Source organism: Aeromicrobium sp. Leaf289 (assembly GCF_001423335.1).
Lineage (GTDB): Bacteria > Actinomycetota > Actinomycetes > Propionibacteriales > Nocardioidaceae > Aeromicrobium.
The window spans coordinates 239,526-263,415 of record NZ_LMNK01000003.1 but is presented as its reverse complement, the minus strand read 5'-3'; the positions used below and the strand labels follow the sequence as shown (position 1 = coordinate 263,415).

At 72.8% G+C, this 23,890-nt stretch carries 28 protein-coding genes, 1 tRNA gene and 1 pseudogene; 17 read left to right on the top strand and 13 right to left on the bottom strand.

The features are described 5' to 3' along the window. Positions 1-7: 7 nt before the first annotated feature. Positions 8-1,186 (bottom strand): PQQ-dependent sugar dehydrogenase, encoded by a 1,179-nt coding sequence (locus ASF37_RS12380; RefSeq protein WP_055969132.1) that lies wholly within the window; start codon positions 1,184-1,186, stop codon positions 8-10. Between the two features lie 143 nt (positions 1,187-1,329). On the opposite strand from ASF37_RS12380, the gene ASF37_RS12375 reads away from it, so the two are divergent. The 5 genes from ASF37_RS12375 (at position 1,330) to ASF37_RS12355 (ending at position 4,698) form a co-directional block, all read left to right on the top strand. Next, positions 1,330-1,608 (top strand): hypothetical protein, encoded by a 279-nt coding sequence (locus ASF37_RS12375; RefSeq protein ID WP_055969128.1) that lies wholly within the window; start codon positions 1,330-1,332, stop codon positions 1,606-1,608. A 92-nt stretch (positions 1,609-1,700) separates the two neighbouring features. Next, the gene (locus tag ASF37_RS12370; RefSeq protein WP_156368195.1) at positions 1,701-2,705 is read left to right on the top strand and encodes a PHB depolymerase family esterase; all 1,005 of its coding nucleotides are present in this window, start codon (positions 1,701-1,703) and stop codon (positions 2,703-2,705) included. Continuing rightward, positions 2,702-3,499, top strand: coding sequence for an HAD-IIA family hydrolase (locus ASF37_RS12365; protein ID WP_055969122.1), 798 nt, complete (start codon positions 2,702-2,704; stop codon positions 3,497-3,499). The genes ASF37_RS12370 and ASF37_RS12365 overlap by 4 nt, the downstream gene beginning before the upstream one ends. A gap of 106 nt (positions 3,500-3,605) precedes the next feature. Continuing rightward, positions 3,606-4,502 (top strand): NAD(P)-dependent oxidoreductase, encoded by an 897-nt coding sequence (locus ASF37_RS12360; protein WP_156368194.1) that lies wholly within the window; start codon positions 3,606-3,608, stop codon positions 4,500-4,502. Further along, a complete protein-coding gene (locus ASF37_RS12355) occupies positions 4,492-4,698 on the top strand; it encodes a hypothetical protein (RefSeq protein ID WP_056552521.1) in 207 nt (68 codons plus the stop codon). Before ASF37_RS12360 ends, ASF37_RS12355 begins: the two co-directional genes overlap by 11 nt. 8 nt (positions 4,699-4,706) lie before the next feature. Here ASF37_RS12355 and mscL read toward each other — a convergent pair whose 3' ends face one another. From mscL to ASF37_RS12340, 3 genes are all read right to left on the bottom strand, one after another. Then, positions 4,707-5,090, bottom strand: a complete 384-nt coding sequence (mscL, locus tag ASF37_RS12350; RefSeq protein ID WP_055969111.1) for a large conductance mechanosensitive channel protein MscL — start codon at positions 5,088-5,090, stop codon at positions 4,707-4,709. An 85-nt stretch (positions 5,091-5,175) separates the two neighbouring features. After that, positions 5,176-5,784 carry an SAF domain-containing protein gene (locus ASF37_RS12345; RefSeq protein ID WP_056580891.1) on the bottom strand — a complete coding sequence of 203 codons (609 nt, stop codon included), beginning with the start codon at positions 5,782-5,784 and terminating at the stop codon, positions 5,176-5,178. A 101-nt stretch (positions 5,785-5,885) separates the two neighbouring features. Then, positions 5,886-6,197: an FmdB family zinc ribbon protein gene (locus ASF37_RS12340; RefSeq protein WP_056580888.1), complete on the bottom strand. Its 312-nt coding sequence runs from the start codon at positions 6,195-6,197 to the stop codon at positions 5,886-5,888. Between the two features lie 118 nt (positions 6,198-6,315). Here ASF37_RS12340 and ASF37_RS12335 point away from each other — a divergent pair, with 118 nt between their 5' ends. The 3 genes from ASF37_RS12335 to ASF37_RS12325 are packed head-to-tail and all read left to right on the top strand — an operon-like array spanning position 6,316 to position 9,139. Continuing rightward, entirely contained in the window at positions 6,316-7,686 is a 1,371-nt protein-coding gene (locus ASF37_RS12335) for a hemolysin family protein (protein ID WP_056574490.1), read from the top strand. Next, a complete protein-coding gene (locus tag ASF37_RS12330) occupies positions 7,679-8,722 on the top strand; it encodes a hemolysin family protein (RefSeq protein ID WP_055969099.1) in 1,044 nt (347 codons plus the stop codon). Before ASF37_RS12335 ends, ASF37_RS12330 begins: the two co-directional genes overlap by 8 nt. Positions 8,723-8,725: 3 nt before the next feature. Then, on the top strand, positions 8,726-9,139 hold the full coding sequence (locus ASF37_RS12325) for a VOC family protein (RefSeq protein WP_056580884.1): 414 nt from the start codon (positions 8,726-8,728) through the stop codon (positions 9,137-9,139). A 52-nt stretch (positions 9,140-9,191) separates the two neighbouring features. Here ASF37_RS12325 and ASF37_RS12320 read toward each other — a convergent pair whose 3' ends face one another. After that, complete coding sequence (locus ASF37_RS12320; RefSeq protein WP_056580881.1) at positions 9,192-9,782, bottom strand: 5-formyltetrahydrofolate cyclo-ligase; 591 nt, start codon at positions 9,780-9,782, stop codon at positions 9,192-9,194. A 47-nt stretch (positions 9,783-9,829) separates the two neighbouring features. Between ASF37_RS12320 and ASF37_RS12315 the strand changes: the two genes are divergently transcribed. From ASF37_RS12315 to ASF37_RS12285, 7 genes are all read left to right on the top strand, one after another. Continuing rightward, the gene (locus ASF37_RS12315) at positions 9,830-11,170 is read left to right on the top strand and encodes a UTP--glucose-1-phosphate uridylyltransferase (protein ID WP_056580974.1); all 1,341 of its coding nucleotides are present in this window, start codon (positions 9,830-9,832) and stop codon (positions 11,168-11,170) included. 5 nt (positions 11,171-11,175) lie between these two features. Beyond that, positions 11,176-12,498: a gephyrin-like molybdotransferase Glp gene (gene glp, locus ASF37_RS12310; RefSeq protein ID WP_082480489.1), complete on the top strand. Its 1,323-nt coding sequence runs from the start codon at positions 11,176-11,178 to the stop codon at positions 12,496-12,498. Between the two features lie 82 nt (positions 12,499-12,580). Next, positions 12,581-13,009, top strand: coding sequence for a cyclic pyranopterin monophosphate synthase MoaC (gene moaC / locus ASF37_RS12305; RefSeq protein WP_056580971.1), 429 nt, complete (start codon positions 12,581-12,583; stop codon positions 13,007-13,009). Beyond that, positions 13,006-13,536 carry a molybdenum cofactor biosynthesis protein B gene (locus ASF37_RS12300; RefSeq protein ID WP_055969087.1) on the top strand — a complete coding sequence of 177 codons (531 nt, stop codon included), beginning with the start codon at positions 13,006-13,008 and terminating at the stop codon, positions 13,534-13,536. Before moaC ends, ASF37_RS12300 begins: the two co-directional genes overlap by 4 nt. A 10-nt stretch (positions 13,537-13,546) precedes the next feature. Then, positions 13,547-14,158, top strand: coding sequence for a GNAT family N-acetyltransferase (locus tag ASF37_RS12295; protein ID WP_056580878.1), 612 nt, complete (start codon positions 13,547-13,549; stop codon positions 14,156-14,158). A 79-nt stretch (positions 14,159-14,237) separates the two neighbouring features. Continuing rightward, a complete protein-coding gene (locus tag ASF37_RS12290; protein WP_056580875.1) occupies positions 14,238-15,164 on the top strand; it encodes a hypothetical protein in 927 nt (308 codons plus the stop codon). Between the two features lie 62 nt (positions 15,165-15,226). Then, a tRNA-Ala gene (locus ASF37_RS12285) sits at positions 15,227-15,299 on the top strand. A 308-nt stretch (positions 15,300-15,607) separates the two neighbouring features. Here ASF37_RS12285 and ASF37_RS17760 read toward each other — a convergent pair. The 4 genes and pseudogenes from ASF37_RS17760 to ASF37_RS12265 form a co-directional block, all read right to left on the bottom strand. Beyond that, a pseudogene (locus tag ASF37_RS17760) lies at positions 15,608-15,676 on the bottom strand (hypothetical protein); the annotation flags it as partial. Between the two features lie 273 nt (positions 15,677-15,949). Further along, the gene (locus ASF37_RS12275) at positions 15,950-17,080 is read right to left on the bottom strand and encodes a glutamate--cysteine ligase (RefSeq protein WP_056580870.1); all 1,131 of its coding nucleotides are present in this window, start codon (positions 17,078-17,080) and stop codon (positions 15,950-15,952) included. Between the two features lie 148 nt (positions 17,081-17,228). Further along, on the bottom strand, positions 17,229-18,170 hold the full coding sequence (gene ligD, locus ASF37_RS12270) for a non-homologous end-joining DNA ligase (protein WP_055969072.1): 942 nt from the start codon (positions 18,168-18,170) through the stop codon (positions 17,229-17,231). A gap of 73 nt (positions 18,171-18,243) precedes the next feature. Then, positions 18,244-18,849 (bottom strand): cysteine hydrolase family protein, encoded by a 606-nt coding sequence (locus ASF37_RS12265; RefSeq protein ID WP_056574474.1) that lies wholly within the window; start codon positions 18,847-18,849, stop codon positions 18,244-18,246. Positions 18,850-18,939: 90 nt separating this feature from the next. Between ASF37_RS12265 and ASF37_RS12260 the strand changes: the two genes are divergently transcribed. Next, the gene (locus ASF37_RS12260) at positions 18,940-20,445 is read left to right on the top strand and encodes an FAD-dependent oxidoreductase (RefSeq protein WP_056580867.1); all 1,506 of its coding nucleotides are present in this window, start codon (positions 18,940-18,942) and stop codon (positions 20,443-20,445) included. 2 nt (positions 20,446-20,447) lie between these two features. Here ASF37_RS12260 and ASF37_RS12255 read toward each other — a convergent pair whose 3' ends face one another. Continuing rightward, on the bottom strand, positions 20,448-20,789 hold the full coding sequence (locus tag ASF37_RS12255) for a hypothetical protein (protein ID WP_056580864.1): 342 nt from the start codon (positions 20,787-20,789) through the stop codon (positions 20,448-20,450). A gap of 57 nt (positions 20,790-20,846) precedes the next feature. Continuing rightward, positions 20,847-21,446: a TetR/AcrR family transcriptional regulator gene (locus tag ASF37_RS12250; protein ID WP_055969061.1), complete on the bottom strand. Its 600-nt coding sequence runs from the start codon at positions 21,444-21,446 to the stop codon at positions 20,847-20,849. Positions 21,447-21,511: 65 nt separating this feature from the next. On the opposite strand from ASF37_RS12250, the gene ASF37_RS12245 reads away from it, so the two are divergent. Beyond that, a complete protein-coding gene (locus tag ASF37_RS12245; protein WP_056574469.1) occupies positions 21,512-22,081 on the top strand; it encodes a dihydrofolate reductase family protein in 570 nt (189 codons plus the stop codon). A gap of 6 nt (positions 22,082-22,087) precedes the next feature. On the opposite strand, the gene ASF37_RS12240 is transcribed toward ASF37_RS12245, so the two are convergent. Further along, positions 22,088-23,104, bottom strand: coding sequence for a DUF4349 domain-containing protein (locus tag ASF37_RS12240; protein ID WP_056580861.1), 1,017 nt, complete (start codon positions 23,102-23,104; stop codon positions 22,088-22,090). Next, positions 23,101-23,679 carry an RNA polymerase sigma factor gene (locus tag ASF37_RS12235; protein WP_056552971.1) on the bottom strand — a complete coding sequence of 193 codons (579 nt, stop codon included), beginning with the start codon at positions 23,677-23,679 and terminating at the stop codon, positions 23,101-23,103. The genes ASF37_RS12240 and ASF37_RS12235 overlap by 4 nt, the downstream gene beginning before the upstream one ends. Between the last annotated feature and the right edge of the window lie 211 nt (positions 23,680-23,890).

Here is a 23,890-nt window from a genome sequence, read left to right as displayed (position 1 = left end):
CGTCCCGTCAGCGCGGCGTGATGCGCAGGATCTTGTCGTCGGACCCGTTCGACGTCGTCACGTAGAGCGCGCCGTCGGGGCCGAGCTGCGCGCCCCGCAGGCGCCCGTACGTCCCGTCGAGCTCCGGCGGGCGCACGTCGTCGACGAGCTTCAGGGCCGAGTCGAACGTGAGGAAGCGCAGGTGCTGACCCTTCAGCGCCGAGACCGCCAGCGCGCCGTCGAGCGCACCCCAGCTCTCGCCCGTCACGAACGCGGCTCCGCTGGTGGCGATGGTCGGCTGACCGGAGCTCCACGACGCTGCCCGCTGCGCTCCTGGGATCGCGAAGTCGGTCATGGGCGAGTTGGCGCCCTCGTTGTAGAACGGGTCGCCGGCCTTCCGCGCCACGGGGTTCCAGCCGTGGTTGCCGCCCTTGACCAGGCCGTTGATCTCGTCGTCGCGGTACGAGCCGTGCTCGGCCGACCAGATGCGGCCCGTGGAGGGCTGACGCGCGAGCCCCTGCACGTTGCGGTGGCCGTAGGTCCACAGCCGCCGCTGCATCGCGTTCGCGGCCGTGCCCCACGGGTTGTCGCGGTACCCGTTGCCGGTCGAGCTGACCACGCGGAGCACCTTGCCGCCGCCGGACCGAGGCGCCTGCGGCACGTCCGGTCGGGCCGCGTCGCCGGTGCCGATGTAGAGCGAGAAGCCCGCGCCGCGCTCCAGGGCGCAGCCGCCGTGGCGCCCCGAGCGGGAGACCAGGCTGGTCACGAGGTTGCGCGAGAAGGTCGCCTTGCGCGTGGTCCGGTCCAGCTTCCAGGCGACCACACGGACGTCGGCGGTGGAGCCCGAGCGGTAGCCGTGGCAGGTGAAGAAGAGGCCGGTCTTGGCGAAGTCGACGGAGGTCTCGATCCCCATGAGCCCCGTCTCGCCGCCGTTCCACATGCCCGCCGGGCGGGAGAGGACGACCGTCGAGCGGCCCGACGGCTCGAGCATCGTCACGGTCCGGGCGTCGCGCTGGGTGTAGAGCATCGAACCGTCGGGCAGGAACGTCAGCGCCCACGGATGGACGAGTCCGGACTGCACGACCTCGACGTCCAGGGCCGGGGCCTCGGCGGCAGCGGAGGTGGCGGCCGGCGTGCCCCCGACCAGGAGGGCAGCGGCGAGCGAGGCGCTCGCGCACAGGACGACGGAGACGCGGCGCAGGTTCATCGACCCAGTATCCGTGCGGTCCGCCGATCCGTCACCCTCTCCGGCGAGGTCGTCACGTCGCCGACGCGCGCCGACGCGGGATCGGTCGTACGCTCACCGCACCACGCAGCACGCCCGCGCACCTCGGAGGCCTCATGTCACGGATGGACGAACGCTCCTGGACCGTGGTCGTGTACGAGGTCAGCGGCGTGCGCGAGCAGCAGAGGATCCTCGCCGACTTCCACACAGCGGCGATGAGCGGCGTGGTCGCGCTGGGTACCCACAACGGGTCCAGCGTGTACGTCGTGGTCGAGTGCCGGGGCGCGGGTGACCAGTGGCTGGTCGACGCCGTCGTGCACCAGATCGACCCCGGGGCCCGGTGCACCAGCGAGCACCCGCAGCCTGCGGGGCTCGCCTCCGTGGTGGCTCCCGCAGACGGCTGACCGCCCGCAGGGGGTGCGCGCCCCGGAGCGCGGGTGACGGCCGACGCGTCGACGATGCCGAGGCCGGGGTCCGCGCCGCGTAGGATGTGCCCGTGGTGTCCCTGGTCCGTCGTGCTCGCACGCATGCCTCGGGACCGCTCCTCGTCCTCCTCGCCTCGGTGCTCACGGCGACCCTCGTGCTCGCCGGCACCACCATGGCGCGTTCCGACGAGCCGGCGGCCCCGCCCGTCGCCGACGGTCCGTGCAGCACCCCCGCGCCCGGCATCATCGGCACGAGCCAGCGCACCATGACCTTCGGTGGCGCCGACCGGCGCTACCTCGTGCACGTACCCGCCAGCTACGACGGCAGCCGCCCGCTGCCGGTCGTCGTGCTGTTCCACGGTCTCGGACGAGATCCGGAGTCGATGCTGCGCATGACCCGCATGGACCAGCTGGCCGACACCGAGGACGCCGTGGTCGTGGCACCCCAGGCGCTCGGCAAGGTCCCCGCGTGGCGGTTCCGTGAGGTCGACGGTCGCGACGGGGCCGACCTGGCCTTCGTCGACGCGCTCCTCGACGACGTCCGCAGCACGACCTGCACCGACGAGTCGCGCACCTACGCCGTGGGTTTCTCCAACGGTGGCGCCCTCACGATGGCGCTCGCGTGCCGCGACGACGACCGCTTCGCCGCGTACGCGTCGGTGGCCGGCCCCTACCGCACCCCCGAGTGCGCCCAGGCGCCCGCCCGACCCCTCATCGTGTTCCACGGCATGAAGGACAAGGTCGTCCCGCTCAAGGGTGCCGCCAAGACGAAGATCGGGCGTCTCCCGTCGGCGGTGCTCACGGCCGCACGCTGGGCCCAGCAGAACGGGTGCCTGCCGGGTGCGCGCACCAAGCTGCCCGGTGGCGTCGTCCACCTCGCCTACACGCCGTGCGCGGGCGGCGCCGACGTCGAGGCCTACTTCCTGGGCGCCGGCAAGCACCGCTGGCCCGGCGGTGACGCGCCCGGCGCCACCGTCGACTCGCCCCGGACCCGACCGGCCAAGGGTGACGTGGACGCGACCCAGCTGATCTGGGACTTCGTGCGCACGCACTCCATCGACCAGGAGAAGCCATGACCAAGCCCGTCGTCTCGTGGCTCACCGACATGGACGGCGTCCTCGTGCACGAGGAGCGCGCCATCCCCGGTGCGGCCGACTTCATCGCGGCACTTCGCACGCAGGAGCGCCCGTTCCTGGTGCTCACCAACAACTCGATCTTCACCCCGCGCGACCTGCGGGCCCGCCTGCACGCCGCCGGGCTCGACATCCCGGAGTCGGCGATCTGGACGTCGGCCCTGGCCACCGCCAAGTTCCTGAGCGAGCAGCGTCCCGAGGGAACCGCCTACGTGATCGGCGAGGCCGGGCTGACGACGGCCCTGCACGACGTCGGCTACGTGATGACCACCCGCGACCCCGAGTACGTGGTGCTGGGCGAGACCCGCACCTACTCCTTCGAGGCGATCACCAAGGCCATCCAGCTCATCGAGAGCGGGGCCCGGTTCATCGCCACGAACCCCGACCCCACCGGTCCCTCTCCGTCGGGCAGCCTGCCGGCCACCGGATCGGTCGCGGCGCTCATCACGAAGGCCACCGGCGTCGAGCCCTACTTCGTGGGCAAGCCCAACCCGCTCATGATGCGCACGGCTCTGAACCGCATCGAGGCCCACTCCGAGACCACCGTCATGATCGGCGACCGCATGGACACCGACGTGCTCTCGGGGCTCGAGGCCGGGCTCCGCTCGATCCTGGTGCTCACCGGCTCCACCTCCCCGGGCCAGGTCGACCGGTTCCCGTTCCGGCCCACCCGCGTCGTCGACTCGATCGCCGACGTCGTCCCCCTCGTCTCCGAGCTGGCCGACAGCGACGCCTGAGGGCCCTGGGCCCGGTTCCGCTATCCTGGTCCGATTGATCGCCCGACCGGCGGTCGACACCAGTCCACACACGGCGGTACACCACCCGACGTCACGGAGCCAGAACGTGAAGGTCTTTCTCACCGGAGCCAGCGGAGTCATGGGCCGCTCGACGATGACGAGTCTCGTCGACGCAGGACACGACGTCGTCGGTCTCGCCCGATCCGACCGGGCCGCCTCCGTCGTCGAGGCCCGCGGCGGCCGCCCGCACCGCGGCACCGTGTTCGACGCCGACGCGCTCGTCGAGGGCATGCGGGGCTGCGACGTCGTCATCAACTTCGCCGGACGGATGCCGGTGGGCCTGTCGATGCTGCGCCCCGGCGCGTGGCGGGCCAACGACCGGATCCGGGCGATCGGCTCGCAGCGGGTGGCCCAGGCGGCCCTCACGGCCGGCGTCCCACGACTCGTGCAGCAGAGCCGTTCGTCCATCTACGCCGACGGTGGCGACGACTGGATCGACGAGCAGGCCCCCGTCGAGATCACCCGCGACACCGACACGGTGGCCGAGGCCGAGCAGCACGCCGAGGCGGTCCGCCGGCACGGCGCCGACGTGGTGGTGCTGCGCTTCGGCCAGATCGTCGGCCCCGACCCCAGCTCGCGCTGGATGGTGCGTCGTGCCCGGTCCGGCCGGCCCACCGGCTGGGGCGACCCCCAGTCGTGGGTCCACCTCGTGCACGTCGACGACGTCGGCACCGCAGCGGAGTCGGCCCTCACCGCGCCGGTGGGCACCTACAACGTGGGCGCCGAGCCCTGCCGTCGTGCCGACCTGGCCGAGCAGCTCGCGCTCGCGGGCGGGCGCCGCGGCGGGCGCTTCCACCACCGCATCACCCAGAAGGTCGCGGGCGTGCGGCTCGAGACGTTCTCGCGGTCGCAGCGCATCAGCTCGCAGCGCTTCGGCGACCGCGCCGGCTGGCACCCCCTGTTCCCCAAGCTCACCCCGGACTGGCTCGACGGTGTCGGCTGACGACGAGGCGCGGCGCGCGGAGCAGGAGCGCCGGCGCCGGGCCGCGCTGCTGCTCGGGGACCTGCTGCCCGACACCACGCGCGACGAGCGCGACGACGACGTGTCGCCGCCGCCACGCACGAAGGGCGGGACGCCCGCACCGTCTCGTCGTGACGACGAGCTGATGCGGGACGTCCCGCCCCATCACGGCGGCTAGACCAGAGGTCAGCCGATCGGACGCTGCAGCGAGTCGCGGATCTCGCGGAGGAGCTGGATGTCCTCGCTGACGCCCTCGGGCTCGGGCTCCTTGCCACGCGAGAGACGCTCGTTGACCGCCTTCATGGGCACGACGACGACGAAGTAGACGACCGCCGCGGTGAGCACGAAGGTGATGATGGCGGTGATGAACGCGCCGTAGGTGAACACCTGACCGTTCACCTCGAAGCTGCCGCCCGCCGTGCCACCGCCGCTGACCAGCCCGATCAGCGGGTTGATGAACGAGCTGGTGAAGGCGCTGACGAGTGCGGTGAACGCCGTGCCGATGACCACCGCGACGGCGAGGTCGACGATGTTGCCGCGCAGCAGAAAGTCCTTGAATCCCTGGATCATGGTGTCCCCCTAGGACGGTTGGAAGGGTCGTCCTCGAGCGTAGGGCACGGGATGCGGGGCTCCGAGCAACGTCGCCGTGGGTTCCTCAGGCGGTGCCGGGGGAGACCGCCACGACGCTGAGCTGCGCCTCGAGACCGGCACGGGCGAGGGTCAGGGCGGTCTCGCGTGGCGTCTGGACGGCGAGCGTGGCCTCCTCGGCGCCGTCCGGCGCGGGCACGGCAGCGACCTGCGCCGACGTCGCGACGACCGTGGCCCTCGGTCCGTCGTCGCGCGCGGCCACGGCCACGACGTCGACCCGGTCGCCGACCCGCAGCCCCTGGGTGGCCGCTGCGTCGGCGAGGCGGAGCGTGGTCACCACGTGGCCCTCGGGCAGCTGGTCGGTGGTGCCGGCCGAGAGCACCCGGGCGTCGGTGAACACCTCGCCGGCGCGCATGGGGCCTCCGACGCGTCGCCCCATGAGCGTCTCGACGTCGGTGAGGACGCGGGTGGGAGCCGCGGTGCGGGGGAGCCGGGCCATGGTGACGTCGGCGTCGGTCAGGGCGTGCCCGCTGGGCAGGTCGGCCGCCGCCACGGCGACCGTGACCGTGTCGCCGGGCTGGCGGACCGCGACCACCGTGAGCAGCACGGCCAGGCCGGTGCACACCGCGGCCAGGAGTCGGCGGTGGTCGAGCACGGCGGAGCGGAGTCGGTCCATCCGTGCAGGCTAGGAAGTGGGCGGTCTGCGCTCCACCGGTCGTCCACAGCCCCGGCGCGGCTCACGTGGTGCGGACCACGAAGCAGCACGGGGAGCCGGGGTCAGGAGGCAGAGCCTCCGGAGGACGTCGAGCTGCTCGACGTCGCACTGCTGGTCGCGGTCTTCTCCTTGGCGCCGCCGGAGTCCTTGCTCGCCGGCGTGCTCGAGGAGCTCGAGGAGTCCGACGAGGTCGTCGTCCCACGGCTGTCGTTGCGGTAGAACCCGGAGCCCTTGAACACCACGCCCACCGCGTTGAACACCTTGCGGAGCCGGCCCTGGCAGGCAGGGCACTCGGTCAGCGCGTCGTCGGTGAACGACTGGTGCACCTCGAGCGCTTCACCGCAGTCGGTGCACTGGTACTGGTAGGTCGGCACGGGTCTTCTCTCCTGACGTCATGCCGGCGCTCAGGTGCTGAGCCGGCAGGAACTCCTGACGGGCAAAGGGTACAGTTCAGTGCATCGTGACCGACCCCGACTCAGCCGGAATGACCGCATGACCGAGCTTCTGCTGCTGGGCCTCTCGTTCCTTCTGATGCTCGCCTGCGGCGTGTTCGTGGCCGCGGAGTTCTCGTTCGTCACCGTCGACCGGGCCACGGTCGAGCGCGACGCGGAGCAGGGCGACGCCGGAGCGGTCGGCACCCTCAAGGCGCTGCGTTCGCTCTCGACCCAGCTGAGCAGCGCACAGCTGGGCATCACGATCACGAACCTCGCGATCGGCTTCCTCGCCGAGCCCGCGATCGGTCGGCTCGTCCGGGGGCCGCTGGAGGACCTCGGCGTCACCGGTGGGGCCCAGAGCGCGGTCTCGTACGCGATCGCCCTGTTCGTCAGCACCGTCGTGACGATGCTCGTGGGCGAGCTGATCCCCAAGAACCTGGCGCTCGCGCTCCCGCAGCGCACCGCGGCCGTGACCCAGCTGCCGCAGCGGCTGTTCACCACGGTCATGGCCTGGCCCATCCGGTTCCTCAACGGCACCGCCAACCGCACGCTCCGTGCGCTCGGCGTCGAGCCGCAGGAGGAGCTGAGGTCGGCCCGCTCGCCGCTCGAGCTGCGCTCGCTCGTGCTCCGGTCGGCGCGCGAGGGTGCGATCGACGACGAGACCGCCGACCTGGTGGCGCGCAGCATCGCCTTCGGCGACCGCACCGCCGCCGACGTGCGCACCCCACGCGTCCGGGTGCACTTCCTGGAGGCGCGCGACACCGCCCTCGACGTGATCGAGGCCGCCCGGCAGACGGGTCACTCCCGCTTCCCCGTCACGGGGCGCTCGCCCGACGACGTGATCGGGATCGTCCACGTGAAGCAGGCGGTGGGCGTCGACCCCGACCGCCGCAGGAGCGTGCGTCTGTCCGACCTCGCCGGCCCCGTCACGACCGTCCCCGACAGCCTCGAGCTCGACCCGCTCCTGGTGCTCCTGCGGGAGCAGGGCATGCAGATGGCGGTCGTCGTCGACGAGTTCGGCGGCACCGACGGCATCGTCACGCTGGAGGACCTGGTCGAGGAGATCGTCGGCGAGGTGCTCGACGAGCACGACCGGCTGTCGTCGCCCAGCCGCCACCGCCAGGACGGCACGTGGTCCCTGTCGGGCCTGCTACGGCCCGACGAGGTGCTCGAGCAGACCGGCGTGGCGCTCCCCGAGAGCGAGGACTACGAGACCGTCGCCGGCCTCATGCACGCCGAGCTCGGCCGGCTCGGCGTCCGGGGCGACGTGGTCCGGCTCGAGGTCGACCCCACGCCCGACGACGACGAGGACGACCCGGAGCCGCTGCCCGTCTCGCTCACCATCGACCGGATGGACGGGCGCCGCATCGACCGGGTCACGTTGACGATCGAGGGGCCCGCCGACGGCGAGGAGGCCGACCATGGGTGACTGGTTCGGCATCGGCCTGACCGTCGTGCTGCTGGCGCTCAACGCCCTGTTCGTGGCGGCGGAGTTCGCCCTCATCTCGGTGCGGCGCACCCAGCTGGAGCCGTTGGCCCAGGCCGGCTCGCGCAGCGCCAAGCTCGCCCTGAAGGCCATGGAGAACGTCACGCTCGCCATGGCGGCCGCCCAGCTGGGCATCACCATCTGCTCGCTCGGGCTCGGCGCCATCAGCGAGCCGGCGCTCGCCCACCTGATGGAGCCGGCGTTCGAGGCCGCGAACGTCCCCGACGGCCTGGTGCACCCCATCTCGTTCGTCATCGCGCTGTCGATCATCGTCTTCCTGCACGTCGTCTTCGGCGAGATGGTGCCCAAGAACCTCGCGCTCGTGAAGCCCGACCGCGCCTCGCTCGTGCTCGGTCCGTTCATGCTGGTGGTCATCGCGATCCTCAAGCCGCTGGTCGTCTCGCTCAACGGCATCGCGAACCTCTCGGTCCGCCTGCTCGGCGTGCAGCCGGTCGACGAGGTGGCGTCCACCTACACCCACGACGAGGTGGCCGGGCTCGTCGAGGAGTCCCGTCGCGAGGGGCTGCTCGACGACGACGAGTACGGCCTCGTACAGGGCGCGCTGGAGTTCCACGACGGTCGGGTCGACCAGGTGCTGCTGCCGCGCGAGAGCCTCATGACCATCGCGCCGTCCGCCACCCCGGTCGACGTCGAGCAGGCGTGCGCGAGCACCGGCTTCTCCCGCTTCCCGGTCACCGACGCCGGCGGCGACCTCACCGGGTACCTGCACATCAAGGACGTGCTGGAGACCGACGAGACCGCCCGGAACGAGCCGATCGCCGACAAGTGGCTGCGACCGCTGTCCACGGTGGGGGTGGGGTCGGGGCTCTACGAGGCGCTGCGCGTGATGCAGGCCAAGGGCTCCCACATGGCACGGGTGGCCGACGAGTCGGGCGCCGTGCTGGGCGTGATCATGCTCGAGGACGTGCTGGAGGAGCTCGTCGGCGAGATCCGCGACGCCGAGCGCCTCGAGGTCTGACCCGTGGATCCCCGTCTCAGCTTCGTGACCCTGGCCGTGCCCGACCTCGACGCGGTGCGCCGCTTCTACGTCGACGGCCTCGGCTGGCCCGTCGAGCTGGAGGCGGACGGCGAGGTGATCATGATCCGCGTGGCCGACAAGGTCGTGCTGTCGCTGTGGTCCGAGGCCGGCTTCGAGGCCGAGGTCGGCCCGATCCGCCGCGGCGAGGGCGTCGCACCGATCACGCTGGCGCACAACGTCGGCACGCCCGAGGAGGTCGACGCCGTGCTGGCGGCCGCCCGCGAGGCCGGTGCCGTCCACGTGGCGGCGGGGGAGCACCGCGAGTGGGGCGGGTACTCGGGCTACTTCGCCGATCCCGCCGGCTTCCGCTGGGAGGTCGCGCACAACCCGGGACCGATCGGGCAGACCGTGCTCTGAGCCGAGTCCTGCTCAGCACGCGCTGCTCGGTGCTTGCGCTCGGGCTCGGGTGTCACGGGACCCGGAAGATCCCGTTCTCGGTGACGACCACGTCGACCGGCACGTCGTGGTCCTCGTGCGGCACCTCCGGCACCAGCTCGTCGGCGTGCACGAGCGCGACCAGGAGGGGGCGCCGCGTCCCGGACAGCGACGCGAGCGCGCGGTCGTAGTACCCGGCGCCGCGCCCCAGACGACGTCCGTGGTGGTCGGCGGCGAGGGCCGGGAGGACGACCACGTCGACCCCGTCAAGCGCTCCTTCGCCGACGGCAGGGCCCACCGGCTCGTCGACCCCGAGCCGTGACCTGCGGGTGGCCGCCGTCGGGTCGTGCTCGACCCAGGCGAGCGTCCCGTCGTCGTGGGTGACGGGCAGCAGGACGGTGGTCCCGCGTGCGACGAGACCGTCGAGAAGGACCGCGGTCCCGGGCTCGTCGGCCATGGAACGGTAGGCCGCCACGCGGCCGGCGCGGGCGATCGACGGCAGCGCCAGCAGGTGCGCGGCGAGCGCCTCCGCGACGACCGCCCGCTGGTCGGGGGTCCGACGACGGCGCGACTCCAGCAACGGGCGGCGCGCGGCATGCTTCGCCTCTGCGATCGACCGGCCCATGTGACTAGCCTAGGCGGGTGGACGGACTGGAGCTGGCGCGCACGAAGATGGAACGGGCCGACGTGGCCGCACCGGCGATCGAGGTCTTCAGCGACTTCTACCGCCAGCTCGAGGGAGGGGCGACGGGGCTCGTGCGCGAAGCCGACGTCGAGCCGCTCGTCGACGTCGACCGCGCCGCCGACGTCGAGTCCGACCCGCAGGCCCAGCGCGACGCCGCCGCCGTCACGGCGGTCATCAAGCTCAACGGCGGGCTCGGCACGTCGATGGGCATGGACCGTGCCAAGACGCTGCTGCCCGTGCGGGCCGACCTCACGTTCCTCGACGTCATCGCCCGGCAGGTCCAGCAGGTGCGGCGCGACCACGACGTGTCCCTCCCGCTGCTGTTCATGCACAGCTTCCGGACCCGTGACGACTCCCTCGCGGCGCTCGCCGCCCACGAGGGGCTGGAGGTCGACGGGCTGCCGCTGGACTTCCTGCAGAACCGTGAGCCCAAGCTGCGCGCCGACGACCTCACCCCGGTCACCTGGGACGCGGACCCCTCGCTCGAGTGGTGCCCGCCCGGGCACGGCGACCTGTACACGGCGCTGCTGGTCTCCGGTGTCCTGGAGCGTCTGGTCGATGCCGGGTACCGCTACGCCACGGTCTCCAACGCCGACAACCTCGGGGCCGCGCCCGACCCGGCGATGATGGCGTGGTTCGCCTCCACCGGCGCTCCGTACGCGGCCGAGGTGTGCCGGCGCACCCCGGCCGACGTCAAGGGCGGCCACCTCGTGGTCCGCCGGTCCGACGGCCGGCTGGTGCTTCGCGAGACGGCGCAGACGGCCGACGAGGACGCCGAGAGGGCCGCCGACCTGACGGTGCACCCGTTCTTCCACACCAACAACCTCTGGTTCGACCTGCCGCGCCTGCTCGAGACGCTCCGCTCGAGCAACGGCGTGCTGGGGCTGCCGCTGATCCGCAACGAGAAGACCGTCGACCCCACCGACCCCACGTCGCCGAAGGTCGTGCAGATCGAGTCGGCGATGGGCGCAGCCGTGGAGGTCTTCGACGGGGCCACGGCCATCGAGGTCGACCGGTCGCGCTTCCTGCCGGTCAAGACCACCAACGACCTCATGCTGCTGCGCTCGGACGTGTACGGCCTCGGCGACGACGCGCGCCTCCGGGCCACGGTCGACCCGCGCCCGCTCGTGGACCTCGACCGCCGGTTCTTCACGACGATTGCTGACTTCGACGCCCGGGTGCCGCACGTCCCGTCGCTGTCGGGAGCGTCGTCGTTGACGGTGCGCGGCGACTGGCGGTTCGAGCGCGACGTGGTCGTGGTCGGTGACGCCCGGCTCGACGACGACGGCACGGCCCGCAGCGTTCCGGCGGGCACCCGGTTAGGCTGACGCGCATGTCGTCCGACGTGGGGAACGAGACCGGTCAGCAGACCGGTGACGCCGCTCCCGTCCGTGGACCCCGCCCTCGGGTGCGTCCGCAGAGCGTGCCCGACGGGTTCCTGACGGTCGAGGACCACCTCGAGCAGATCCTGCGCGGCATCGGACCGCTCGAGCCGTACGACCAGCCGGTGGTCGAGTCGCTCGGCCTGCCGCTGCACGCCGACGTGCGCGCCCCGATCTCCTTGCCGCGCTTCGACAACTCCGCGATGGACGGCTACGCCCTGCGTGCCGAGGACCTCGCCGAGGCCAGCACGGCCCAGCCGGTCGAGCTCCCCGTGGTGGGGGACATCCACGCCGGGACCTCTCGTCCGTTCGCCATCTCCCCGGGCACCGCGGTCAAGATCATGACGGGCGCCCCGGTGCCGCGGGGCGCCGACACCGTGGTCCCGTTCGAGGACACCGACCGCGGGAACGCCCGCGTGCGGTTCACGTCGGCCCCCCGCGTCGGCGCCAACGTGCGTCGTGCCGGCGACGACGTGCGCGAGGGTGACCTCGTGCTGCCGGCCGGCACCGTGGTCGGTCCGCGCGAGGCCGGGCTCCTGGCGTCGCTGGGTCTCGGTCGTGTGGCCGCACGCCCCCGGCCCCGGGTGGTGGTGCTGTCCACGGGCAACGAGCTGCGTGAGCCGGGCGCCCACCTCGACTACGACTCGATCTTCGACGGCAACAGCTACATGCTGGCCGCGGCGGTGCGCGCGGCCGGCGCGATCGCCTACCGCGTCGGCGCCGTGGGCGACGACCCCCGCACGTTCCGTCGCACGCTGTCGGACCAGCTGGTGCGCGCCGACCTGGTGGTCACGAGCGGTGGCATCAGCGAGGGCGAGAAGGACGTCGTCAAGGAGACCCTCTCCGCCCTCGGCACCGTCTCGTTCCCCAAGGTCGCGATGCAGCCCGGCAAGCCGCAGGGCTTCGGCACGATCTTCGACGAGCAGACGCCGATCATCACGCTGCCCGGCAACCCCGTCTCGGCCTACGTGTCGTTCGAGGTGTTCGTGCTGCCCGCGATCCGCCGCCTCATGGGCCTCACGCCGTACCGGCGGCCCATGGTGCACGCGGTCCTCACGCAGGACGTGGTGTCGTCCCCGGGTCGGCGCCAGTACGTGCGTGGCGTCTTCGAGGTCACGCACCGCGGGGCGAAGGTGACGCCGCTCGGCGGCCACGGGTCGCACCTGCTCGGGTCGCTGGCGCACGCGAACGCACTCATCGTGGTGGGGGAGGACGAGACGGCGCTCAACCTCGGCGACACCGTGCGCACCCTCGTGCTCGACAGGCCGTTCTAGCGTGTCCGAGGCAGGACCCGGGCCACGGGCGGACGATGGGCGCGCGCACCTCACGCACGTGGACGAGACGGGCGCTGCGCGCATGGTCGACGTCGGCGACAAGGACGTCACGCGGCGCACCGCGACCGCGGAGGGTCGCGTCGAGGTCTCGTCCGAGGTCGTGGCGCTGCTGCGCGGGGAGGGCGTGCCCAAGGGTGACGCGCTCGGCGTCGCGCGGGTCGCGGGGATCATGGCGGCCAAGCGGACCCCCGACCTCGTGCCGCTCTGCCACCCGTTGGCCATCAGCGGCGTCGACGTGTCCCTCACCGTCGTCGACGACGCCGTCGAGATCAGTGCCAGCGTGCGCACGACCGATCGCACGGGCGTGGAGATGGAGGCGCTGACCGCCGTCACGGTCGCGGCCCTCACGGTCGTCGACATGGTGAAGGCCGTCGACAAGCACGCGCGCATCACCGACGTCGAGGTCGTGGCCAAGTCCGGCGGCCGCAGCGGCGACTGGAGCACGTCGTGACCTCGGTCCCCGAGCCTGTCGAGGGGCGCCGTGCCGCGGTCGTCGTCGCCTCCAACCGCGCGTCCGCCGGGGTCTACGAGGACCAGACGGGTCCGATGCTCGTGGAGGCGCTACGCGCCTGGGGCTTCGACACCGACGACGCCGCCGTGGTGCCCGACGGCGAGCCCGTGGCCGACGCGATCTCGGTCGCGCTGGCGGCCGGCGCGGCGGTCGTCCTCACCACCGGAGGCACCGGCATCAGCCCCACCGACCGGACCCCCGACGTCACCCGACCCCTGCTCGACCGCGAGCTCCCCGGCCTCGCCGAGGCCCTGAGGGCGGCCGGCGTCGCCAAGGGCGTCCCCACGGCCGTGCTGTCGCGTGGCCTCGCCGGCGTTGCAGGGAGCACCCTCGTCGTGAACCTGCCCGGGTCCCGTGGAGGCGTCAAGGACGCGATCGAGGTCCTGGCCCCCGTGGTCGGGCACGCGGTCGACCAGCTCGCGGGCGTCGACCACGGCGGTCCCGACCACCCGCAGGCCCACACGTGAGGGTCCGGACGTGAAGGGGTGGCCGGTCGAGCTGTCGCACGGCGACGTGGGCGTCCGGCCGCTCAAGCGGTCCGACGCGGGCGCGTGGGCGCGACTGAGGCGCGCCGACGTGGCGTGGCTGGCGCCGTGGGAGGCCACCCTCCCGCCCGGAGGAGGCTCGGCGCCGATGTCCTACCGGGCCATGATCGGCGCTCAGCGCCGTCGGGCCCGTCAGGGCAAGGCCATGCCGTTCGCCGTGACCTGGAAGGGCGAGATGGTCGGCCAGGTCACCGTCAACGGCATCGCGTGGGCGTCGGCGCGCTGGGGCAGCATCGGGTACTGGATCTCGCGGCGGCACGCGGGCCACGGCATCACGCCGGTGGCGGTGGCGCTCGTGGCCGACCACCTGCTCGACACCGTGGGTCTGCACCGCGTCGAGATCTCGGTGCGACCCGAGAACAGCGCGAGCCTGCGGGTCGTGGAGAAGCTCGGGCTCGACGAGGTGGGGCTCGCTCGGGAGTACCTGCACATCGACGGCGCGTGGCGTGACCACCGGATCTTCCAGGCGCTGGCCGACGACCGCCCGGGGCGCCTCCTGGCCCGCGTGACGGGCACGGACGACGCCCGCGAGCCGGTCACCTGAGTCACACCCGTCACAATCTTCACGCGACACACGGTGTGACCTGCGCCGATTCGTTCGGCGTCCGCCCTACCGTTGCGGCGTGGGTGCCAATGGACTGATCGTCGCGTTCGTCGTCGCTGTGTGGGCGGCGTACTTCGTGCCGCTCGTCCTGCGTCGGTACGACGAGGCGAGCTCCTCGGAGTCCCTCGAAACGCTGAGCCCCCTGAGTCGGGTCGTCTCCAGGCGGCGCGAGGCCGCACAGCCCGAGGAGGTCGATCCCGTGGACGAGATCGTCGACGAACCCGTCGTCCCGGCCGAGTCGGCCCAGCCCGTCGCCCCGCAGCCCGCTTCCTCCGCGCCGACGCGTCGGGCCGCGATCGTGGCCGCCCGCCGTCGCCGTCGCACGCTGCTGACCCTGCTCACGTCGCTGGTCCTCGTCGGCGGTCTGGCCGCCTTCTCGGTGGTCTCCCCGGTCTGGGTCGGTCTGCCCGCCCTTCTGGTCGTCGCCTGGCTCGTGGCCTGCCGCGTGCAGGTGCGCGCCGAGCGTGGCATCAGCAGCCCCCGCCGTGAGCGCGCCTCCCTCGCCTCGCGGCTGCCTTCCCTCAAGCGTGCAGCCCAGTCGGCGGCGTCCGACGTCGCCACGCGCTCGTCGCGTCGCGCCACTCCCGAGCGCACCGTCGACGACGAGCACACGATCGTGGTCTCCGGCCAGTTCGAGGACGTCGAGCCCGACCGCAAGCACGTCATGCAGCGCACGGAGCTCCCGGCCGACGCGCTGGAGGAGAAGCTGCAGATCGCGGTTCCGTCGGTGTCCACGTCGGGCACCCCGCTGTGGGACCCGCTCCCGGTCACGCTGCCCACCTACGTGACCAAGCCGCGGGTCGGCCGCACGGTCCGCACCATCGACTTCGACGCTCCGGGCACCTGGACGTCGGGCCACGTCGAGGGCGAGGACGTCGAGCTGCCGGGTGGCCGGACGGCCGGCGAGACGGTCGCCGAGCAGCCGCGGCGGGCGTCCGGCCAGTAGGTCCCGGTGCTCGCCGGGTCGGTGCGGAAGCGCCGGGCCCTGGTGCTAACCTGGATCGACCTGGGGCATTGGCGCAGTTGGTAGCGCGCTTCGTTCGCATCGAAGAGGTCAGGAGTTCGAATCTCCTATGCTCCACTCGTAGGACAGAAGGCCCCCATCACTCGTGATGGGGGCCTTCTGCGCGTGAGTCGGGGGCCTTCTGTCCTACGAATCAAGGCTAGGGATTCGGGGACGACCGAGCGCCAGCGAGGGAGGGAGTCTCCTATGCTCCACTCGGATGAGACAAGGCCCCCGTCACTCGTGACGGGGGCCTTGTTCGTTGCTGCGGGGGCCTTGTCTCATCCGAATAGGGTCTGGTGATTCGGGGAGGAGCGAGCTCTGCGAGCGACGGAGTCTCCTATGCTCCACGCTCGGGGCCTCGTCCCGCGCTGCGAACGGCAGCGCTATCCCCGACGCCCAGACCTGGCGCAGGTCAGGCAGGTGGTCGCGTGGGGATAGGCCTCCTGCCGCGCTCGCTCGACCGGACCCCCGCAGGACTCGCAGGTGGCGTACGTGCCGCCCCAGCCGCTGGAGGATGCGCTCCACCTGGGTGAGGAGCTCGCGGTCCCGCGCCTCGGCGAGGACGTCGAGCTCGGTCGCCACGTTGACGTTCGCGTGGTCGACCGAGTCGCCGCACTCCGGACCGGTGCGGCGGTGCTCGCGGAGGCGTGCGGCCAGGTCGTCCTGCTCGAGGAGCATCCGGGCGCGAAGCTCGTCCAGGTCGGCGGGTGTCCAGGTCGTCTCGCTCATGCCGAGGACGTACCCGACTCCGACGTCTCGACGCGTGCAGTCGCCAGCGACTGGCGCGTCCTCTCGACGACGTGGTCGGCCCACCGCTGGGGATCTCCGGCTGCGACCCGTCGTGCGCGGCCTGCCGCCCCTCCGTCCGCCAGGAGCGCGTCGACGTGTGACCGGACCAGGGTGCGGTCGCCCGCCGCCCCGAGCGCGTCGTCGACGGCATCCAGCAGGGCCTCCACCGCCTCGGCAGCGGGGACGGGTGTCCCGTCGACAGGGTGGATGAGCCGACCGGTGACCCCGTCGCGCTGCGCGAGCCAGCGCGCCGTCCGCAGGCGGGCGACGGACCACCCTGGGAGGTCGGGGACCTCCGCGACGGTCGTCACGAGCGAGCGGACCAGACCCGCGAAGGCAACGGCGTCGTCCACGTCGAGCTGCACGTCCATGACCCGGACCTCCACGGTCGGGGTCGCCCGCCCGACCCGGGCGTCGAGGTAGACCATGCCGTCGTCGATCGCCACGCCCGACGCCACGGCGGCCTCCACCTCACGGCGGTAGGTCGCCAGGTCGCCGAACGGCTCCGTGGGCCCTGCCGTCGGCCAGCGGTCCCACTGTCGGGCGCGCCACGACGCGAAGCCGGTATCGGCGCCCTCGCTGAAGGGGGAACCGGCCGACAACGCGGTCACGACGGGCAGCCACGGACCGAGGCGGTCGATCACCCGGACCGCCTCCTCGTCGTCCTCGACGTCGACGTGGACGTGCATCCCGCAGACCGCGACCGCCGGGAACAGGTCGCGATGCCGGTCGGCCATCCACCGGTAGCGCTCGTGGGGCGTCACGTGCTGCGGGCGGCCCACCACGGGGGTGGGAGAGGGAAGCAGCGCGGCGCCCACGGCCTGCGCGTCCGCCGCAGCGCGCAACCTGGCCTCGACGACGTGGCCGCGCAGGGTCGCGAGGTCCTGGGCCGGATCGGTCGTCGTCTCGACCTGCTCCAGGAACAGCTCCTGCGTCACGTCCTGCGGTGCGCCCTCGTCCCGGTCGTCGTCGACCTCCTGCACGTCCTCGGACCGGGGCACCGGCCTGGCGGTGCGTGGGTCGACGAGGTACATCTCCTCCTCCACGCCGATGCTGCGAATCGTCATCCGTGGTGCTCCTTCGTCGGGCCATCGGGACCGGTCGGCGTGGGTGCGGGCCCGCCCACGATGCCGGACCCGTGCCCAGGCGGGTACCCGCGCCGGCGCGTGCGAAGCGCCCGACGCACGATCGTCGCGTGCGGGCCGGCCGCCTCGTTCAGGCGTCGGGGTCGTCGTCGACGTCGACCCCGTCGCGGTCCGCCCACTCCAGGAGCGGGGCGAGGTCGAAGACGGCGTCGTCGATCCCGGCGTGCAGGTCGCCGAGCCGGGCGAAGCGGGGCGGCACGGTCTCGAGGGTGAAGTCGCGCGGATCGACGTCCGGCACCTCGTCCCAGGTGATCGGGGTCGAGACCCGCCCGTCGGGCACGCCGCGCACCGAGTACGCCGCGGCGATCGTGTGGTCTCGGGCGTTCTGGTTGTAGTCGATGAACACCTGCGACGGGTCACGGTCCTTGCGCCACCAGGTCGTGGTGGCCTCGTCCGTGCGCCGCTCCACCTCCCGCGCGAAAGCCAGGGCCGCACGTCGGACGTCGGTGAAGCCGTGCTCGGGCGGGATCCGGACGTACACGTGCAGACCGGAACCTCCCGACGTCTTCGGGAAGCCGACGGCACCCAGCTCGTCGAGGACCTCGCGCGCCACGGCTGCGACCCGCTGCACCGTGGCGAAGTCGCACGCGGGGCCGGGGTCCAGGTCGATCCGCCACTCGTCGGGCTTCTCGGGGTCGTCGCGGCGGCTGTTCCAGGGGTGGAACTCGACGGTGGACATCTGCACGGCCCACACCACGGCGGCGAGCTCGGTGACGCACAGCTCGTCCGCGGTCCGGTCGTAGCGCGGGAAGGTCAGGCGCACCGTCTCCAGCCACGGTGGTGCACCCCTCGGGACGCGCTTCTGGTGCACCTTGTCGCCCGCGAGGCCCTTGGGGAAGCGGTGCAGCATGCACGGTCGCTCGAACAGTGCGTTGACGATGCCGTCGCCCACGGCGAGGTAGTACTCGACGAGGTCGAGCTTGGTCCACCCTCGTTCGGGGAAGTAGACCCGGTCGGGGTTCGAGACGCGCACGAGCCGGTCGTCGACCTCGACCTCGACCGCGTCCGCCACGAACCCAGACTGTCATCGGGTGGGGCGGGGTGCCAGGTGAGGCGGGTGCGCAAGCGCCGACGCCGGCCCGCGCTCACCCGTGTGGCCAGCCGTCGGCGGGATCCGCGACAGGTTGCCGGTACTCGTCCGCGAGCCAGCGGATCGCCTCGGTGTGCGCATGGGCGTCGTCGGAGGCGACCGCCTCGCCCGCCAGGACGACGGACAGGTCGTGGGCGTACGCGCTGGCAGCCGTCATGGCCACACAGGCCTGGGTCGAGACGCCGGCGACCACGAGATGGTCGACGCCGTGTCCCCGCAGCAGCGCGGCCAGCCCGGTACCGAGGAAGGCGTCGTCCCGTCGCTTGAGGACGGAGGTCACCTCCAGGTCCGCGAGCTCGGACACCCGTGACGCGCCCGGCGTCCCCGCCAGCGCGACCGGCTGCCCGTCCTCGCGCATGTTGAGGGCCCAGGTCTCGGGATCCTCGGGCAGCTCGGTCCGCACCTCGACGACCAGGGCGTCAGCGCCCTCGGCCAGGTCGATCCAGCGTCGCACCGCGCGCAGGAGCGCGGGCCTTCGCTCGCGCAGGCCCGGGGCGTCGAGGAAGTCCTCCTGAAGGTCGATGAGCACCAGTGCACTGCGGTGCACATCGGCGTCGTTCGTCGTGCGGTCGTCCCGCGAGGCTGCCGTCGTCTCGTCCACGTCGTCCTCGTACCCCGAGCGGCGTGGCGCATGCCCGTGCAAGGTCCGGGTACTCGTCGGTCGACGGTGTCCGTCGACGAAGGAGCACGCATGACCGCCCGAAGCCTCTGGGAGATCGAGCGCCCCAGCCACGTCCCGCAGTCCCGACCCGCGCCCGGGTCGGCGTACGACGACGTGGTGCTGGGTGGCGGAGTGGTGGGTCTGTCCGTCGCCACCGAGCTGGCCCACCGTGGACGACGGGTGACCGTCGTCGAGGCTCGTCCCGTCATCGGCGGCGGGACGTCGGGACGCTCCACCGGCAAGCTGAGCCTGCTGCAGGGCACGCGTCTGTCGACGATCGAGCGCCACCACGGCAGCAGCGCGGCGGCCGCGTACGTGCAGACCTGCCAGGAGGCTCTCGCGTGGATCGAGCAGGTGCTGGAGCGCTGGGACGTGCCGTTCCAGCGGAGGCCGGCCGTGAGCTGGGCCGCGCACGAGCGCGAGATCAAGGCCACGCGTGCCGAGGACGCGGCTGCGCGACGCGCCGGGCTGGCCACGCGCTGGCAACGCGCCGTCCCGGGCGGTCTTCCGGGGTACGGCGCCGTGGTGCTCGAGGACCAGCTGCAGGTCGACCCCCTGGCCTACACCGCCGCGCTGGCCCAGGAGGCCGTCGACGCCGGGGTCGACGTGCAGGTCGGCCGACGTGCCAGGTCGGTCGGAGGCGGTGAGCATCCCGTCGTGGCCCTGGACGACGGCACCGAGCTCACCGCCGAGCAGGTGGTCGTCGCGACCGGTCTGCCCGTGCTCGACCGGAGCGCAGCGTTCGCCACGACGAAGCCGCACCGCTCCTACATCGTCGCGTTCGAGAGCGACCAGGAGCTCGAGCCGATGGCGGTCTCCGTCGGCTCGCCGTCGTGGACGGTGCGCGGTGCGACGGACGCCGACGGACGTCCGCTCGTCCTGGTCGGTGGGCACGGTCACGCGGTCGGTCGATCCATGCCGGCCGGACGGCACGTGGAGGCACTGCGGGGCTGGGCCGGGGAGCACCTGGACGTCGGACGTGAGGTCGCGGCGTGGTCGGCGCAGGACTACCAGACGCCCGACGAGGTGCCGATCGTCGGACGGACGCGCGGGTCGTCGCGGGTCCACGTGATCACCGGGTTCGGCGGGTGGGGCCTGGTGGCAGGCGTGGGTGCGGCGCGCCGCCTCGCCCGAGCGGTCGCAGAAGGGGACGAGGTTCCGGTCGTGCCTCCGCGCCGGCTCCTGGGCGCTCGCGCCGCAGCAGCGGTCCTCGGATGGAACTCCGAGGTCGGCGCGCACATGACGTCCGGCTGGTTGGGCGCCCTCGGTCGGGCGCCGGTCACGCCCGGTGAGACGCAGGGCGTGGTCACGCGAGGTCGACCGCCCGTCGCCACGTCCGTCGTGGACGGCTGCACCCGGTCGGTCTCCGCCGTGTGCCCGCACCTCGGCGGCATCGTCCGCTGGAACGACGTCGAGGGCTCGTGGGACTGCCCGCTCCACGGGTCACGCTTCGAGGCCGACGGCCGACTCATCGAGGGACCCGCCACGCGTGGTCTCGCCCCGGTCCGCCCGGACGCCGACGAGTCGACGACCTGAGATCAACGGGTGTCGTGGGGCGGGCCGTCCCGCTCCTGGAGGCCCCGCCGGTCCGCGGTCCTGGCCTTGAGGATCGTCACCACCCTCGAGAGACCTGCGGCGAAGATCGCCACGGGCAGCACGGCGTATGCCCAGGGTCGGGGGAGCACGTCCCGGTCCACCAGCACGAGGACGACCACCACGGCGACCACCACGAGCGTGATCGCCGCGATCGTCCATCGCCACCAGCCCTCACCGGTCCCGCTGCCCCCACGCCGCGCAGGCGGGTTGTACCAAGGCCGCTTCATGCTGCCGCTCCAGTCGTCCGGCTCTCGCCCGTCGTCGCTCACACTGTCGTCGCTCACGGTCGCCTCCTCGTCGCGGTTCGTACCAGAGGTACCCGCGACGGTCCCGGCCACGCGTCAGGCGGGTAGGGGACCGGGCCGGTCGGACGGCACGAGTCGTTCGACGGTCTCGGCCACGTAGGCGTCGAGCTCGGCGTCGTCGACGAGGCCGGGGAGGGTGAGCGCATCGACCACCAGCCAGTTGAGGGCCTGGTAGAGCAGACGCACGGTGACGGCGTCGCCCGGCATGTGCCACTGCTCGTGGGTGCTGATGTTGCTCAGCAGGTCGGCCCGTACGCGATCGGTCAGCACGTCGCGGACGCCTTCGCGCCGGGTGGCCTCGAGCCGAAGCTCGAGCAGGGCGAGGAAGCCGGTGCGGTAGTCCACGATCCGGCGCACGGTGTCGACCATCAGCCGGACCAGCAGGTCGCGGTCGCGGGGAGCATCGGCGGGCACCACCACCTGGCTCGCGCCGTCGAGGAGCCGCTCGTAGACGCGCTCCCCGGCCTGGGTGAGCAGGTCGTCGCGGTTGCGGAAGTAGTTCGACGCCGTCCCGGCCGGGGCGTCGGCGCCGGCGTCGACCGCTCGGAACGTCAGGCCACGTGCTCCCTCGGCAGCGAGCGTCTGGATCGCGGCGTCGAGGAGCGCAGCCCGTCGAGCCGGGTTGGATCGTGCCACGTGAGACCACTCCAGTCGTAGTGCTACCGTTGAACCACTACGAACAGAGTACTCAGGGGGACCCCATGCGGAAGCTCGTCTACTACGTCGGCACGTCGCTCGACGGCTACATCGCCGGACCGGAGCACGAGGTCGACTTCTTCGCCCTCTCGGAGAAGATGCTCACCTGGATCTGCGAGCAGTACCCCGAGACCCTGCCGCACGCGTTCCGCGAGTCGCTGGGGCTCGCCGACGCGCCGAACCAGCACTTCGACACGCTGCTGATGGGACTCGGGACCTATCGGCCGGCCCTGGACGTGGGCATCACCCGGCCCTACCCGCACCTGCGCGAGGTCGTGGTCTCCTCGACGCTCGAGGCGCCCGATCCCGCCCTCGAGGTCGTCCGCGGCGACGTCGTCGAGCGGGTCCGGGAGCTGAAGTCGCAGGACGGGCAGGACATCTGGCTGTGCGGGGGCGGGCGGCTCGCCGGGAGCCTGCTGCCGGAGATCGACGAGATCGTCCTCAAGCGGTACCCGGTCGTGGCCGGGTCCGGGCGGCCCGTGGTCGACGGCCCCTTCCGGCCGGCGGCGTTCCGCCCCACGGACTCGGTCGCGTTCGACGACGGGGCTCTGGTCACCTGGTTCGAACGGGCCTGACAGCGGTCAACGCCTGCGGCGCAGCCAGCCGACCAGGCGCCAGAGCAGCCACCCCAGCAGCGCGACGCCGAGCCAGGGGAGCACGGCCCCGAGCGCCTCGACGCTCGCGTTGACGACGGCGACCAACGCGTTCCAGCCCGACTGCAGGCCGCCGACGAAGCCGCCGGGGTCGACCGACTCGGCGCCGTCGCGGGTGACGAGCTCGACCGACAGGGTCGAGAGGTCGACCTGGTCGCGCACCGCGCGCCGCTGGGCCTGGAGCGACTCCAGGTCCGCCTGGCGCTCCGACAGCGCCCGCTCGACGGCCAGCAGCGCCTCTGCGTCGTCCGCGTCGGTGAGGATCTCGAGCAGACGATCGACCGACGTGGTGAGGCTGCGGATGCGGGCGTCGAGATCGGCCACGCGGTCGGTCACGTCCTCGCGCGCGACGTCGAGCCCGGTGACGGTGCCGTAGGTGCGCAGCTGCGCCACCGTGCGGTCGACGGCGTCGGCCGGGACCCGCACCACGAGGGACGCCGACGTCACCCGCCCGCGCGTGCCGGACTCGTCGCTCGTGTACTCGGCCCGCTGGTCGATGCGTCCTCCGGCTCGATCGACCCAGGCAGCCAGGGCGTCCGCCACCTCCGCCGGCGCCGAGACACGCACGGTGGCGCTGCCGGTCGTGACGACCTGGCGCTCGGACTGCTCGACGTCGGGCAGCTCCTGTGCCGTGGCTTCGTCGGTGTCCACCTCGGTGCGGAGGCCTCCCGCGGCGTCCTCGGGCTGCTGGGGTGCAGCGGCGACGTCGGCGCTGCTGTCGGCGCCGGCCGCGTCACCCCCGTCGTCGGGTGCCACGAGGAGGCTGGTCCCGAGGCCGCCGATGACGACGACCACACACGCAGCGGCCGCGCCCCCCACCACGCGCCGGGCGCGACGGCCGCGACGCGTCACGTCGGCGTCCACCTGGTGCATCACGCCCTGGCGCATCCGGCTGATCCGCTCGTCGCCGAGGCCGTCCAGCTCCTCGTTCCCACGTCCGGTCATGACGTCTCCCTCATCGCGCGCAGGTCGGCGCGGAGCCGGCCGCGCAGTCGGTGCAGACGGTTGCGGACCACGGCGTGGGTCACGCCGAGCTCACGCGCCGCCTGCTCGTAGCTGTGGTCCCCGTCGATGCACAGGGCGTACAACCGCTGGTCCAGCTCGCCGAGGGCCGCGACCGCGGCGTCGATCTCGACCCGAGCCAGCTCGGCCTCCACCGTCGACTCGACGTCGTCCCGAGCGGGGAGGTCCTCGTCGAGCTCCGCAGTGCGGCGTCGCGCCGCCTTGCGGGCCGCGTTCAGGGCCACCTGCCGGGCGGTCACGAGCAGCCACGGCAGCACGGACCCGTCCACCAGTCGGATCGTGCGCGAGCGACGCCACGCGACCACGAAGGTCTCCTGGGTGGCGTCCTCGGCCGCGTCGGCGTCGCGCAGGACGCGGAAGGCCTGCCAGTAGACGGCCCGGACATGCCGGTCGTAGAGCTCGCCGAACGCGTCGCGGTCACCGGTGCTCGCCCGCTGGAGCAGGCCGCCGTCCGTGTCGGCGTCGTCGCCGGTCTCGGACGTGCGGGGCCTGCTCACGGGGGCCTCCTGGCGGGTGGTCACAACCGGTACGTGTCGGTGGACGCCACATCGTCTCACCGTCGAGATCGGGGGGGTGCGGACATGGCGAAGGTCCCTGGCGGACCCTTCCGCGGTCCCGACAGGGTCGGATCGGCGGACCGACCGGACTAGTCCTTCGAGTCGCCGAGGGTCGACCGGCCGTGGGTGATGGCGGGCGGGCGCAGAAGGT

Coding starts and splice junctions, on each gene's coding strand:
- ASF37_RS12380 (WP_055969132.1), bottom strand. CDS start 1,186: ATGAACCTGCGCCGCGTCTCCGTCGTCCTGTGCGCGAGCGCCTCGCTC.
- ASF37_RS12375 (WP_055969128.1), top strand. CDS start 1,330: ATGGACGAACGCTCCTGGACCGTGGTCGTGTACGAGGTCAGCGGCGTG.
- ASF37_RS12365 (WP_055969122.1), top strand. CDS start 2,702: ATGACCAAGCCCGTCGTCTCGTGGCTCACCGACATGGACGGCGTCCTC.
- mscL (WP_055969111.1), bottom strand. CDS start 5,090: ATGATCCAGGGATTCAAGGACTTTCTGCTGCGCGGCAACATCGTCGAC.
- ASF37_RS12345 (WP_056580891.1), bottom strand. CDS start 5,784: ATGGACCGACTCCGCTCCGCCGTGCTCGACCACCGCCGACTCCTGGCC.
- ASF37_RS12335 (WP_056574490.1), top strand. CDS start 6,316: ATGACCGAGCTTCTGCTGCTGGGCCTCTCGTTCCTTCTGATGCTCGCC.
- ASF37_RS12330 (WP_055969099.1), top strand. CDS start 7,679: ATGGGTGACTGGTTCGGCATCGGCCTGACCGTCGTGCTGCTGGCGCTC.
- ASF37_RS12320 (WP_056580881.1), bottom strand. CDS start 9,782: ATGGGCCGGTCGATCGCAGAGGCGAAGCATGCCGCGCGCCGCCCGTTG.
- ASF37_RS12315 (WP_056580974.1), top strand. CDS start 9,830: ATGGAACGGGCCGACGTGGCCGCACCGGCGATCGAGGTCTTCAGCGAC.
- glp (WP_082480489.1), top strand. CDS start 11,176: ATGTCGTCCGACGTGGGGAACGAGACCGGTCAGCAGACCGGTGACGCC.
- moaC (WP_056580971.1), top strand. CDS start 12,581: ATGGTCGACGTCGGCGACAAGGACGTCACGCGGCGCACCGCGACCGCG.
- ASF37_RS12275 (WP_056580870.1), bottom strand. CDS start 17,080: ATGACGATTCGCAGCATCGGCGTGGAGGAGGAGATGTACCTCGTCGAC.
- ASF37_RS12260 (WP_056580867.1), top strand. CDS start 18,940: ATGACCGCCCGAAGCCTCTGGGAGATCGAGCGCCCCAGCCACGTCCCG.
- ASF37_RS12245 (WP_056574469.1), top strand. CDS start 21,512: ATGCGGAAGCTCGTCTACTACGTCGGCACGTCGCTCGACGGCTACATC.
- ASF37_RS12240 (WP_056580861.1), bottom strand. CDS start 23,104: ATGACCGGACGTGGGAACGAGGAGCTGGACGGCCTCGGCGACGAGCGG.